General features: G+C 30.2%; 12 protein-coding genes. 1 reads left to right on the forward strand and 11 read right to left on the reverse strand.

Annotated features, from left to right (window positions below):
• The first annotated feature begins 140 nt into the window (after positions 1-140).
• Positions 141-1724, forward strand: coding sequence for a hypothetical protein (locus tag ACMGDK_RS11890; protein WP_436808154.1), 1584 nt, complete (start codon positions 141-143; stop codon positions 1722-1724).
• On the opposite strand, the gene ACMGDK_RS11895 is transcribed toward ACMGDK_RS11890, so the two are convergent.
• The 11 genes from ACMGDK_RS11895 to ACMGDK_RS11945 are packed head-to-tail and all read right to left on the reverse strand — an operon-like array spanning position 1708 to position 13219.
• Positions 1708-2616, reverse strand: coding sequence for an NAD-dependent epimerase/dehydratase family protein (locus ACMGDK_RS11895; protein ID WP_436808155.1), 909 nt, complete (start codon positions 2614-2616; stop codon positions 1708-1710). The genes ACMGDK_RS11890 and ACMGDK_RS11895 overlap by 17 nt on opposite strands.
• 34 nt (positions 2617-2650) lie before the next feature.
• The gene (locus ACMGDK_RS11900; RefSeq protein WP_436808156.1) at positions 2651-3847 is read right to left on the reverse strand and encodes a glycosyltransferase family 4 protein; all 1197 of its coding nucleotides are present in this window, start codon (positions 3845-3847) and stop codon (positions 2651-2653) included.
• Entirely contained in the window at positions 3847-4704 is an 858-nt protein-coding gene (locus ACMGDK_RS11905) for a sugar nucleotide-binding protein (RefSeq protein ID WP_436808157.1), read from the reverse strand. Before ACMGDK_RS11905 ends, ACMGDK_RS11900 begins: the two co-directional genes overlap by 1 nt.
• Before the next feature lie 3 nt (positions 4705-4707).
• Entirely contained in the window at positions 4708-5844 is a 1137-nt protein-coding gene (gene wecB / locus ACMGDK_RS11910; protein WP_436808158.1) for a non-hydrolyzing UDP-N-acetylglucosamine 2-epimerase, read from the reverse strand.
• Positions 5838-6257: a WxcM-like domain-containing protein gene (locus ACMGDK_RS11915; protein WP_436808159.1), complete on the reverse strand. Its 420-nt coding sequence runs from the start codon at positions 6255-6257 to the stop codon at positions 5838-5840. Before ACMGDK_RS11915 ends, wecB begins: the two co-directional genes overlap by 7 nt.
• The gene (locus ACMGDK_RS11920; protein ID WP_436808160.1) at positions 6229-7254 is read right to left on the reverse strand and encodes a polysaccharide biosynthesis protein; all 1026 of its coding nucleotides are present in this window, start codon (positions 7252-7254) and stop codon (positions 6229-6231) included. Before ACMGDK_RS11920 ends, ACMGDK_RS11915 begins: the two co-directional genes overlap by 29 nt.
• Before the next feature lie 2 nt (positions 7255-7256).
• On the reverse strand, positions 7257-8363 hold the full coding sequence (locus ACMGDK_RS11925; protein WP_436808161.1) for a glycosyltransferase family 4 protein: 1107 nt from the start codon (positions 8361-8363) through the stop codon (positions 7257-7259).
• The gene (locus ACMGDK_RS11930) at positions 8344-9507 is read right to left on the reverse strand and encodes a glycosyltransferase (RefSeq protein WP_436808162.1); all 1164 of its coding nucleotides are present in this window, start codon (positions 9505-9507) and stop codon (positions 8344-8346) included. Before ACMGDK_RS11930 ends, ACMGDK_RS11925 begins: the two co-directional genes overlap by 20 nt.
• Positions 9508-9543: 36 nt before the next feature.
• Positions 9544-10974, reverse strand: coding sequence for an O-antigen polysaccharide polymerase Wzy (wzy, locus tag ACMGDK_RS11935; protein WP_436808163.1), 1431 nt, complete (start codon positions 10972-10974; stop codon positions 9544-9546).
• A 2-nt stretch (positions 10975-10976) separates the two neighbouring features.
• Positions 10977-11966, reverse strand: a complete 990-nt coding sequence (locus ACMGDK_RS11940) for a glycosyltransferase family 2 protein (protein ID WP_436808164.1) — start codon at positions 11964-11966, stop codon at positions 10977-10979.
• Positions 11963-13219 (reverse strand): oligosaccharide flippase family protein, encoded by a 1257-nt coding sequence (locus ACMGDK_RS11945; protein WP_436808165.1) that lies wholly within the window; start codon positions 13217-13219, stop codon positions 11963-11965. The genes ACMGDK_RS11940 and ACMGDK_RS11945 overlap by 4 nt, the downstream gene beginning before the upstream one ends.
• Positions 13220-13283: the final 64 nt, after the last annotated feature.

A 13283-nucleotide genomic window follows, 5' to 3' on the forward strand; every position in this document is an offset into this window, starting at 1 on the left:
GAAATTTATGTTTTTATGGCAGTAAAAATAGTGATTTTGAATTTAAAATAAGCATATAATAGACTTAAACAGAAACTTTATTCTTACCTACTATTAGTAACAAGAACTTGAATTTCCTATATTTGTTTATATTCCGGTTTATGAAAAGTAAAATAATTTTTATCCTGCTATTTATTTTGATTAACCATAGTTTATGGGCAAAAGAAAAAGAAGAACAGTCTAATAATAACATCTTAATTCAACAAACCTACAGCCTTCTGGATTTTGGAGCTATAGGTGATGGCAAAAAGGATGATTCTCAGGCATTATTAAAAGCACTTGAAGTTATTGCAAAAACACCTTCAAGAAAACTTATTATTCCTGATGGATATCTTTTTAATTTTTCAGGTAAAAACATTGATTTCACAAAATATTCAAAAGGGATTATATTGGAATTTTCAGGTGGAATTATCATGAACGCTACTTTGACAGGAAACCAAACTAAAATATTAGCAGACAGAATCAAATTATTTGATAATGTAACCTTAGCAGGGACATTTACTTCACTATCAGACTATGCCTACCCTGAATGGATGGGTATATTTCCAAATGACAATAATATTGATCTTGCAGATGGAATAAACAAGTTATCTTCGGTCTTTTTTGATATATCACTGGGCACGGGAGATTATTATACAAGAAAAGGGGAAATTGCGATCAATGGACTAAAAGGCACTTCAATGGCTGGCACCAGAGTGGTAATGGAAACCGATAAATCCAATACGTATCTTTTTTCGTTGGGAAAGATTGGCGGTACAGTTAAGGAACGTACTTATAATTATAATTATATAAGGGATGTAAACCTTTTTATTACCAAAAAATCAAATTCATCAATACTAAAAGGAAATAGAGGCATTATCATTGGAGCAGTGCATAAACCTTTGATAGAAAACGTAAGGATACAACAATCTTTTAATTATCAGATGTTTGTAAAATCTGATTTATATGATTTTTTAAAGAATGAAAATAAAGTACAGGATGCGAATGTAGGAATTGATTTTCATGGGGATTCTGAAGTGTCACGTTTATCGAATGTTTTTACTATATCAGACATAGGAATCATGTTTTCACAATACACAGATTTTGTAAATGTAACCGACTTTATGAACTGGTGTGGCCCTTATGGACTAGCCAATGTATATTTTAAGAAGGAAGCTGTACAGTCACAAAATCTTTTATTTACAGGTTCACAAAGTTGGAATCAGGGATTGTATGGCCTTTACTCAGAAGACAGTAACCTTTGGAATGCCTTTCGAAATAACAAGTTTGAAAATCTCAGAATTGAACAGCTCACATCTGAAGTTACCCAAAATGGTAAAGTTGTGAGCACATCTATCAGAATAGGAAGATCTAATCTGATTGCCAATATGATGTTTGAAAACATTATTCTTTCCGGCGCTTCTAATGGCATTTATATTGGAGAAACGACGAGTGGCGATTTATTTTTTGACAAAGTCATTCTGTATGCTGATATAACAATCAAAAGGGGTTTTGCTTTTAAAACAAAATTTCTAAAACCAAGCACAAGCCCTCATGAAACGCCTTTCAGGATTCACTTAAAAAATGTTGATCTTTACAGAGATGCTGAAACTTACTTTGAGAACAGTAGTTTTTTAAAGCAAAGCAAGCAAGCCGTGCCTACAAACAATAGATTTACAGAGGAAACAATCATTTCTTATCAATAAAAGATTGTATTGTTTTTTTCAAGCCTTCTTCTGCTGTATATGGGAGATTATCAATATTTAAGGCATTTTTTATTTTTAAATTAGAAACTACATAATTTTCAGTTAATTTAGTAAGCCTCTCTGAATTTAAAGGTAAATGAAGTTTATCACCTAATTTTGCTATACCCTCCATCAGAGATTTTTTAATAAAAAGAAATTTGGGTTTCTTTTTTAAACCTATGCTTATAATGTCAATTAGCTCATTTGTAGATAATGAATTATCATCTGAAAAATTATATATACCCGACTGAATTTGATTATTTCTTATAATTTGTTCTATTAAAAAGGATAGATTGTCTATACTTAAAAAAGAACGTCTATTCTCAAATGCGGCTAATGGCCAAGGCACTCCCTTACTAACTAATTTGTATAATAAATTCAGATTTCCTTTGTTCCCCGGACCATGAATCATACATGGGCGTATAATAAACAATCGTTTACCCATAGGAAGTGCTCGTGATAAAAGAAACTGCTCAGCCTCCAACTTAGATTTACCATAAGGAGTTAGAGGGTTTTCAATTATTTTTTCATCCAAAACTCCTTCAACAGTATCTGCTGCTGCTTTAACCGAACTAAAATAAATAAAATCTCTAATATCTGATTGTAAAAATTCATTAAAAACATCTATTGTTAAATCCCGATTAATTTTAAAATAGTCGGCCGAAGAGGAAATATTAGAAGTATCATGTGCTTTACCTGCAAGATGGATAATAGCTAATCCTTCTCGAACAAAATTATCTTTCCAATTTTTATGTTGTAAAGAAAGGCCTTTACAACTCATATTTTTAAATGATAAATATTTTGATAAATTCTGTCCTACAAAGCCTGAAGAACCGGTTATAATAATATCCATAGCTTATTCTTTATTCATAGATCTATTAAATACATTATTTCATTATATCTACAAGAGTTTTCAGCAATTTATTTCTTTCAAAATTTGTTTTAAAATAAACCTCGGCATTGCTTCCCATTCTTTCTCTTTCGGTATTAGAAAGATTATATAGTTTAATTACATTTTCAGCTAAAGTATTTGCGTCCTCACTTGGAGAAGCAAATCCACATTTTGCATCATTTATAATTTTAGCTCCTTCTCCATCTAAAGATGCTAAAATAGGTTTAGCACACGCTAAATATGATTGAATTTTAGATGGTATAGTTAATGCAAAAATTTTATCTTTTTTCAAAGACACCATTAAGGCATCTGCAGAGGCAAAGAATTTAGGCATATCTTGAGCAGGATATGAGCCTAATAAAAATACATTATCTTCTAGTTTTTTATAGTTTATATTTTTTTCAAGAGCCTCTTTAGCTCTTCCATTTCCTAAAAAAAACCATTTAATATTAGATATTTTTTGCTTTACAATCGCAGCTGCTTCGATTAAAGTTTCTAAACTCTGTGCTTCTCCTAAATTTCCTGCAAAAATTATTCTAAATCCTGGTGATAAAAGTTTCTCAATTTCTTCTATAGGTTCTTCTTTTTTATAAAATCCTTCAGTTGTATTAGGGTAAAAAATAATTTTATCTTCAGGTACTCCTTGATTTTTTATATATTCCTTAAAGCCAGGCGATTGTACAAGAATTTTTTCAGCCTTAGAATAAATAAGTCGTGTTATCTTATCAAAAAAACTCAAGACATATTTATTTTTCACTCCCCCCGCAGCTGTAAGGCTTTCAGGCCAAAGATCTTGAACCCAAAAGTAATAAGGAGCATGAAACTTTTTAGCTGCCTTTATAGCGGGAATTCCTACTGTTATAGGAGAAGGTTCATAAACAAGAATTCTATCAAATTTTTTATTTATTTTTTTAATTTTCAACCATCCAAAAATAACAAATGAAAAATAATTAATAAAAAGTTTTACTCCTCCTTTACCTCTTGGAAATAACTTTGATCGATATATTTTAATACCATTCCATTCTTCATCACTACTTTTAATGCTATATCCATCATAAAAAGTTCCAGAAGGATAATTCGGAAGTCCTGTTAAAATGCTTACTTCATGGCCTAATTCCTTAAGTCCCAATGCAATGTCATTGATTTTAAAACTTTCTGGCCAAAAATATTGTGAAATAATTAAAATCTTCATTAATAATTATAATTATTTGGATGATTTTTCAGCCATACTTTTATGTCATCAAGCATAGTTTCATAAGCTGGAACATTATAGGTATAATCACTTCTTATGCTGATGAGGCTTTTATCAGAATGGTAATCTCCATTAGATTCTATTGTAATTGCACTATCTCTGAAAATTCTGTTAAAAAGTAAAATTAGATTATACTTATCAATTTTTTCGCGGGCAATCTGTTTTAACCCGGTTACATTGTTTTTAATTGCATCATCAACTACTTTTGCCAACTCTAAAGTGGTTATTCCTGACCAAAATACATTGGAGAATCCTTTAAGAGTTGCTTCGTTGGGCTGAGTCATAAACCAATGAAATAAGCCTATCCCATTTTTATTAATTTCAGGTCCTATGATCGATGTTCTGATCGTAAGATCTTTGTCATTATCAAGTTCTCCCAAAGCTTTAGACTGTGCATAAAAACCGGTTCCATTCTTAAAACTTTGTTCGGTATAACCTCCATTGTCTTTTCCGGAAAAGACACAATCAGTACTGATATGAATAATTTTTGTTGCTGTACTTCTCGTCACTTCTTCTAAAAAATGAGGAAAATAGCTATTAAACCATATTGCTTTTGCAGGATTATCTTCTGCATCCTTGTTTAAAATTCCAATACAGTTTACAACATAATCAAATTTATGGTTAGTAATTATAGACTTTAATGCTGCAGTATCAGATACGTCCAAATTGAATATTTTTTCTGAAGAATCAATATTTCTGGCAATCCCATATACATCATACAAATCATTTTGGTCGTAATAATTGAATAAAAGATGACCGGCCATACCTTTTATTCCTATGATCAACATTTTTTTCATCGCTTAAATCTTTTTATTCCAAGTTACTTTATTGATAATAGAAGTATAACTTTGTATCACTTTAACTACTCTGTCAGAAGTATTTGTTACCTCATATTCAAAAGGCTGTTTGATTTCAGCATCGTGCAGTCCTTTTGCTATCTCAATGGAATTAAGAATCTGTTCTTCTGAAATTCCACCCAGAACAATAGTTCCTGCATCTATAGCTTCAGGTCTTTCTGTACTGGTACGAATGCTTACCGCTGGAAATCCCATCATTGCAGATTCTTCACTGATTGTTCCGCTATCTGATAATACAATAAAAGATTCTTTCTGTAATTGTACATAATCAAAGAAGCCTAAAGGAGGAACATTCTTAATTAAAGGGTGAAATTGTATATTGTTTTTCTGTATTCTATTTTTGGTTCTTGGGTGTGTTGAAAAAATAATAGGCATCTGATACTTTCCGGCAACAGCATTTAACGAATTGACTAAAATATCAAAATGATTACTTAAATCTATATTTTCTTCCCTATGTGCACTTACCACAATATAATTATTCGGCTCAAGTTCTAAATTCTTAACAACGTTGCTGGCAGCTATTTTTGATTCATATCTGTTGAGTACTTCTTTCAATGGAGATCCGGTTACAAATACGTGATCCTTCCGGAAACCTTCGCTAAGTAGATATCTCCTACTGTTCTCGGTATAGGTTAAGTTGATATCACTGATATGATCAGATATCTTCCTGTTTATTTCTTCTGGTACATTTTGATCGAAACATCTGTTACCTGCTTCCATATGGAAAATAGGAATTTTTAATCTTTTTGCTGCAATAGTACTCAGTACGCTATTTGTATCCCCAAGAACCAGAAGGGCATCTGGCATTTCTTTTGACAAAATCTCATAAGATTTTGAAATTACATTCCCGATAGTTTCCCCAAGATGTTCTCCAGCAACATTCAGAAAATAATCAGGCTTTCTAAGTCCTAAATCTTCAAAAAATATTTCATTAAGCTCATAATCATAATTTTGTCCTGTATGGATAAGCAGATGATCGAAATAAATATCACTTTTCTTTATACATTCGGCTAATCTTATAATTTCCGGACGTGTTCCTAAGATCGTAGCTAATTTAAGTTTTTTTATGTTATTTACCATGTGTTTTGATTAAATTTATAGTTATCTTCAACTTCATCTTGCTTATAATCAGACATCACCAACAGCTTCGAATTTTCTTCGAGGGCCTGAATGGAAGTTGCAAATCCTGGTGGTACTTTTAGTAAAGAAAATTCACTACTCTTAAGTTGAAAAATTTTAATAGAAAGATCATGTGAGGGATTTTCCCAATCATCTATCTCAACCGTCTTTATTTCAAAACTACCCCCTGCAGCCAAAAACCACCTCTGCTCTATTTTATGTCCTTGCCATGCTCTTATAATAGAAATATCAAGGTTCTCTATTATATAAATTTTTTTTATCTCTGAAAAATCAAGTTGATTATTATAAAATAAGGAACCTCGGTTATCAGAAAATGCTTCCCCTTTAATAAGCTGAATACCCCTGTGTACCATTATTAAAAATATCTAAACCGGATAATAATTTCATAACTTGAGCCAGATCTTGTTGTTCTGTATTATGGGAGTTATAATCTTCAATTTCTGATTCTATTTGCTGACCTTCAGAGAAATATTTTGCATAGTTCAGATTTCTATTGTCTGCCGGAATTCTGTAAAAATCTCCCATATCTTCGGCTTTTGCCATTTCTTCTCTGGTACAAAGGGTTTCATAAAGCTTTTCGCCATGTCTGGTTCCAATAATTTTGATTGGGTTATCTGCCTTTTTAATAGTTTTTACAGCTTCAGCAAGAATGCCAATGTTAGTAGCAGGTGCCTTATTTACAAATAAATCTCCTGCATTACCGTTTTCAAAAGCAAATAATACAAGCTCTACTGCATCATCCAAAGACATTAAAAATCTTGTCATATTAGGATCTGTAATAGTGAGCTCTTCGTTATTTTCAATTTGTTTAAGAAATAATGGAATTACCGAACCCCGTGATGCCATAACGTTTCCATATCGGGTAAGGCAAACTGTAGTATCTTTTAAATTTCTGGCTTCAGCAACAGCAACTTTTTCCATCATTGCTTTAGAAATTCCCATTGCGTTGATTGGATAGGCTGCTTTATCTGTAGACAGACAGATTACTTTTTCCACAGAATTGGCTGCTGCAGCACGAATGACATTTTGAGTCCCTATAACATTCGTCTCTACGGCTTGCATTGGAAAAAATTCGCAAGAGGGTACCTGTTTAAGCGCAGCAGCATGAAAAACAAAGTCTACATCTTTCATTGCATATTCAACAGATTTGAAATCTCTTACATCTCCTATGTAATACTTTATTTTATCATTTTTATAATAATTTCTCATATCATCCTGCTTTTTTTCATCACGGGAGAAGATTCGAATTTCTTTAAAATGATCAGTGTTTAAAAATCGGTTGAGAACAGCCGTCCCAAATGATCCGGTACCACCGGTAATAAGAAGTGTTTTATTTTGTATTGTTTTCATCATTATATATTTTCCTCTATTATACGTAAATATTCTTTTGTACGATCTAAACTGTTTCCAAAACGAAGTAAATTATTAATCCCATTGTTGATTAGTCTTTCTTTTAAAAAAGGATCTTTAGATAAATTTACTATATTTTCTGCATATTGACGAGAATTTACCGGATCACAATAAATTGCAGCATCTGAACAAATATCTCTAGAAAAACTCATATCTGAAGTAATGATTGGAACTTTCATAAACATCGCCTCCAAATAAGTGGTGGAAAATGTCTCTAATAAAGTAGGCATAAATAAACTGTCCATTTTAGAAAATAATGAAGGTAATTTGTTTAGATCTACTCTTCCCAAATAATTAATATATTTTTTATATACATCCGGAACCTTAAGATTTTCTTCTGTAAGAGAAATATGGAATTTAAAATCAAAATCCGGATCAATTTTTAAAATTTCATCTATAACGTTTGGGATAATCTCCAGGTTTTTATGAGGATAATTAGCAGACAAGCATAAAAGATTAAAACCAGAAGACGGAATTAAAATATCTTTCCATTGCTCTTTTTTATTAAAAATGGAATTCAAAGTATTACTTACTACATAAGATTTAATACTTGAATTGTAATTTTTGCTATAAATTTCCTGAGCATTTTTAGTTTCAAAGATCAATGCATCAGAATTACGGTTAAAAAAGAAAACTTTTAATGCATTTAACACCTTATATTTTATAGACTCTATAATTCGGAGTCTTTTGTAAAAAGGAGAATCTAAATACAAAACGTATCCCCAAGCAAAACCAACTATTTTAGGAAATTTGCTTTTATGATATGATGGACCAAAAACTGTAAAAATACAGTCAGGCTTTATTCTATTTTCTTCAATCATCATTTTCTTTATTCTTTTCCGTTTAGAATTATATTCTTCATCAGAAAGCTCAATAAAATGAAAATTTTCAGGAAATAAATTTACTTCAAATTGACGATGACAATTAGGAGAATTAATGATATAGTAATCATTGTCATTATTTATTCGCTTCAAATCATTAACAAATGAAGCTGCAACCTGCAATCCGCCCCCTGCAAACAAATTAGAATTATCTATTATGATTCTCATAATGTTTTTCTTTTAACAGGTTATAAAAGGAATGTATTGATTCATCAGAAATTTCATTAAAAAAGTTAAACTCGGCATCGTTAAAATTTGATTTATTCTTAATTAAATACTGAACTGAGTCGTCAAGCATTTTTAAAAGCTCTATTTCATCAACTGTTTTTGGATTAGGCAATATTATTCCTTTTTTACAATAATAAACCGAATTAAGATCTTTATCATAATTATTCTTTTCATTAAATATTTCCCAAACACCAAAAGAGGAATTGGTAGTTATAACTGCATTATTAAGTATCAACGACTCTATAATTACTCCTGGCAAACCTTCGGACTCTGATAAAGATACAAGGCCATCTACAGCTTTTATAAGTGGATAAGGATTAGAAAGAAATGGAATAAATGTAATATTTTTTTGTAAATTATTTTTTTCTATCAACTTTACAAGTTTATTGTAATAGTCATTATCAACAATATTGCCAACAATATAAACATGTACATTTTTATTTGTAGAAACCATTTTAATGATGAGATCCTGTCTTTTATTATAATCTATTGTCCCTAGACATAATAGATTTATTTTTTGATCATTATGAATTTCAATTGAAGAACTTAACAAACTTTTTTTAATAATTTCATCGTCATTATGAATATTATAATGTAATCTTATATCTGCATCTTTGATATGTCCTTTTAGATCATTCACTACCTCTTGGCTAATACCTATCAAAGCATGAAGTTTTGGAAAAATAAATCGCAATGAAAAAACATTAAGAAAAAAGGTTAATGCCCCTCTTTGTTTTAGCTGAAAATTTGGAGCGTGAAAAATTCCAATTTTTACATCCTTTTTATTAATGATACAGTTATATGTTGTAATCGCATTTTGATTGGAAACTGTAATATCCGGCTGAAAATCTTTCTTTACCTTTTTAATAAATAATAAGGATTTTACATAATTTACAATTTTATTTTGATATTTTTTTTTCTTATAAATATCTTCTTGTTCCAGCAATGACCCATTTTTTTCATAATTCACGCAGGCTATCTTAATTTTAAGGTTCGGATAAAACTTCCGTAAAGCATTTATCTGGTTCAAGGTTACCCTCGCTACAGAGGTATCTGCCGTAGAAAAAAGATATAAAATATTCATTTGTGAAAAATCTAATTATTACTGAATCTTCTTGATTCAATTATCATGACGAAGATTTGAGGGTTCTTTATTGATTGTGTTTTCTTTTTGCTTATAAAGGGATTTTGTAATTTTCAAAACAACAAAAACCAGAAGCAAACTCCATGCTATTGTTCGGGGCTGATAAAGATAAAATGCTCTGGGAAAAAATATAGCATGTGAGACTAACAAATAATAGACTACAAAAGCATAAATATTTTTATCTGAAGATTGTTGCATTTTATTAATTAACCATCCTAGTAAAAACATTATAATACATACCCCATAATATCCAAATCCCATATAGGTTTCGCCAACAAGATTTGTCCCAAGTCCCCAGACCGAATCTCTTCCAAATTCAATATATGTAGGTAAAGCTCCCCCTGAAATCAATTCCACGGGTAATCCCATATTTGAAGAAACATAGGCAAATAGCCCAGGCACTGGAGAGGTAATATCTGAAATGGCACTTAATAAATAAACGTTGCCATAATGATCTGCAAAATCCACCAAAACATATAGGTTTCTATTGTTTATAATTAAGTCCATAAAAATATCAAAGCCTGAGTCAAACTCAGTTTTTTCAGCATTTTTAGCCCACACATCAGTAGAAAATGTTTCTTGCCTAGCTAACTGGATAAAAGTCATTACAAAAGACCCAATCAATAAAAATAAAATAAGTTTTGGAAAAGTAATTTTTTTGACACAGCGTCCATACATTGCAATAAGAATTAGTCCAATTCCAAGTACAACAGTTCTTGAGCCTGTAGCCAAAAGTAGAAGAGAACATATCGCTAAAAATATAAAAATAGTAATTTTTGTTTTCTGATCTTTGATTAAAAAAACAAAAATAGCAAGTAAATTACAGCAAATCACAAAAATATTGTAAAAATATGAAAATGCACCTACCTCATTTAAATTGGCATTCTTACCAGCATATACATTTTGTAAATGTGATAATCCACCAGTAATTACATATCCGACAAAAGAAACTATACCAATGATAAAGATTGATCGTAGAAAAAAATTATTGATGTGAAAACTGGGCTTTATGTCTAATCTGGGCTTAAGCTCAATTTTTTTGTTATCTTTTCTGAAAATGGTCATTCCAAAAATATAGAAGGTATATCCTAAATAAGCAATTGCAGTAGATTTTGAAATAATATTTGAACTAAAAGGAATGACAAAAATAGATACATTCGGATTTTGAGGCTTATAAAATACAGGATATATAAAGTTTGTCATCCCATATGAAAACATAAAAAAGAAATCAAAATTGGCTGCATTAATATTGCGCCCGGTAATTTTATTTCCTAAAAAATAAATTGTATTACTAATAATAAACAAAACAAGCACCTGCTGGCAAAAACCAAAGTCATAGCGATTTGGGGCAATATATACCATTAGTCCTGCAATCAGACAAAAAATTAAGTTTATTATTATTCTCATAATTAGTTTCTCCTTTTAGTGATTTGCCACGCAGAAAACATTTTTCCATAAAAAAATAGAAAAATTTTAAGAAAAAAAAGATTAGCTTCACTTAATGTTAAAATGAGTCTTTCAATAAAAGTAAACTTGTTTGAAGAAATTTTATTATAAGCTAATGGGAAATAAGACATAACTGTGCTTACATTTCTTAAATCTACTTGTGTAAGATATTGCATTTTTTTCCTATTAGTTCCAACCTCCAGAGCATCCAAATATTTTTTATCAGAAGGCTTAGAGAAAAATTCTCTTAGAAAGTCTAAGACATAAGAAACATCCTGCAATGTTTTTATTTTAAAATGTTTAGTATATGATCCTGCATTATATTGTACATAATAATAAAGAGCATCGTCCACTTTTGTAATAATATCTGCATAGTAGATAAGGCGTGGCGTCACAATTAGATCTTCTCCCACATTGATTCCTTCAGTAGGAAATATATTATTATCAATGTACAATTTTTTTCTTACAAGTTTATTAAATACTCCTTGGATTACACGAGATTCCAATAGATCAATTAAATATTGCTCTTTGGTCGTAAACTCTTGAATCACTTGTTTTCTTTTATTAAGCCATTCTATCCAAACATCACAAAAAACAATATCTGAATTGTTTGCTCTAGCACTTTTCATCATCAGCTCTATCATATTCACATCTACAAAATCATCGCTGTCAACATGATGGATATATTCTCCCGAAGCATTAGAAATCCCTGTAATTCTCGCTGCAGATAATCCTTTGTTTTTTTCATGACGAATTATTTTTATTGAATTTTTTCTTTCAGGAAATCTTTCCATGACCTGATATAAAATCTCAATAGAATTATCTGGTGTACCATCGTCTACAAAAATATACTCAATACTATCATGAGTTTGTGAAAATAGAGAGATCAAGCACCTTTCTATGTAATTGGCAACATTGTAAATAGGTACAATTACAGATACGTCAAACATCATAATAGTTTATTTTTTAAAGTTTTATAATAGCAAAATATAATTTCTACCAGACCTGAAAATGCCAAAGCAATTATAAGTACAAATATACTTTTCGAAAATAGAAATCCGATAAATGCAAATAGAAGTACAGAAATTACAGCGACAACCTGATTTTGTGCTATAAAATAATTTTTATTATTTGGAATAAAAACAAAACTAATAAATGCTCCAACAACAAGCCAGCTGACAACAGTAAAGCTAAGAATAATAGATAATGGATAAGCCGGAGCCATAACTTCCCCGCCCAATAATTTAATCACAAATTTTCCAAAAACAGCTGTACAAATCATTACAAAAATACCCAGAATGAATTCGTATTTTATAATCTTTCTTACAATGTGTTTTTTTTTCTCCATAACAATCTTAGGAAACATAGCAGCATTAACACTCATAAGCAATGTACGTGGTATGATAACAATTTTATTAGCCAAATCATAGATAGCAACATCTTTCATTCCGAAAAAAGCACCAATTGCAATTGTGATTCCCTGTTCTTTTAAAACTCCAACTGAATTGCTTAAAAAAAATGGCATCCCTTGTTTAAACCAGGATTTAGTTTTGTCAAAACTCATCCATCTTATTTTAAACCCGTCTTGGTAACGTATCATTAGAAATGCTACTATTGCACCTGCTAACACTGTAAAACTGGTGATAAAAGCAAATAAATTTATATCTTGTGCTTTTTTGACAAAAATCAAAATTAGGGGTAATGAAACTAATTTGAATATAATTTGTATCATTGTTACTGTCTTCATCTTTTGAAGTCCCTGATAATACCACTGAGGAAATAAAATATTAGCAAATGTTTGAATATATACAAAAAAATAGATCAGTTTATTATTCCGAAAAAATGGTATGGAATATATTAAAATAAAGAATATTATGCTTGCCAAAACATATAAATAGATTTTAGCCGTAAAAATATACGAAAGTATATCATTGAGCATATTCAAATCATCTTTATTCTGAGCAACAGATTTTGTTCCCGGAAAATCAAAACCAAAATTAACAATGAAAATAAAATAGGTAACAATACTAACCGCATAAACATAAACGCCATAGCTTTCTGCACCTAAAACTCTAATTACATAGGGATATATTATGATATAGAAAAGAGAATTTAAAATTTGCAAAACAGTCATAAAAATATAATTTTCAACGACAGCTTTGTTCTGTTTAACTTTTCCAAAAATTTTATTACCAAATTTCATCATTCTTTTTGAATATGGTTTAATTATTCAAACAATACATACAGAACATATATTTAAAAACTTACCA

Source organism: Chryseobacterium hilariae (assembly GCF_051400735.1).
Taxonomy (GTDB): Bacteria; Bacteroidota; Bacteroidia; order Flavobacteriales; family Weeksellaceae; genus Chryseobacterium.

Coding starts and splice junctions, on each gene's coding strand:
- ACMGDK_RS11890 (WP_436808154.1), top strand. CDS start 141: ATGAAAAGTAAAATAATTTTTATCCTGCTATTTATTTTGATTAACCAT.
- ACMGDK_RS11895 (WP_436808155.1), bottom strand. CDS start 2,616: ATGGATATTATTATAACCGGTTCTTCAGGCTTTGTAGGACAGAATTTA.
- ACMGDK_RS11900 (WP_436808156.1), bottom strand. CDS start 3,847: ATGAAGATTTTAATTATTTCACAATATTTTTGGCCAGAAAGTTTTAAA.
- ACMGDK_RS11905 (WP_436808157.1), bottom strand. CDS start 4,704: ATGAAAAAAATGTTGATCATAGGAATAAAAGGTATGGCCGGTCATCTT.
- wecB (WP_436808158.1), bottom strand. CDS start 5,844: ATGGTAAATAACATAAAAAAACTTAAATTAGCTACGATCTTAGGAACA.
- ACMGDK_RS11915 (WP_436808159.1), bottom strand. CDS start 6,257: ATGGTACACAGGGGTATTCAGCTTATTAAAGGGGAAGCATTTTCTGAT.
- ACMGDK_RS11920 (WP_436808160.1), bottom strand. CDS start 7,254: ATGAAAACAATACAAAATAAAACACTTCTTATTACCGGTGGTACCGGA.
- ACMGDK_RS11925 (WP_436808161.1), bottom strand. CDS start 8,363: ATGAGAATCATAATAGATAATTCTAATTTGTTTGCAGGGGGCGGATTG.
- ACMGDK_RS11930 (WP_436808162.1), bottom strand. CDS start 9,507: ATGAATATTTTATATCTTTTTTCTACGGCAGATACCTCTGTAGCGAGG.
- wzy (WP_436808163.1), bottom strand. CDS start 10,974: ATGAGAATAATAATAAACTTAATTTTTTGTCTGATTGCAGGACTAATG.
- ACMGDK_RS11940 (WP_436808164.1), bottom strand. CDS start 11,966: ATGATGTTTGACGTATCTGTAATTGTACCTATTTACAATGTTGCCAAT.
- ACMGDK_RS11945 (WP_436808165.1), bottom strand. CDS start 13,219: ATGATGAAATTTGGTAATAAAATTTTTGGAAAAGTTAAACAGAACAAA.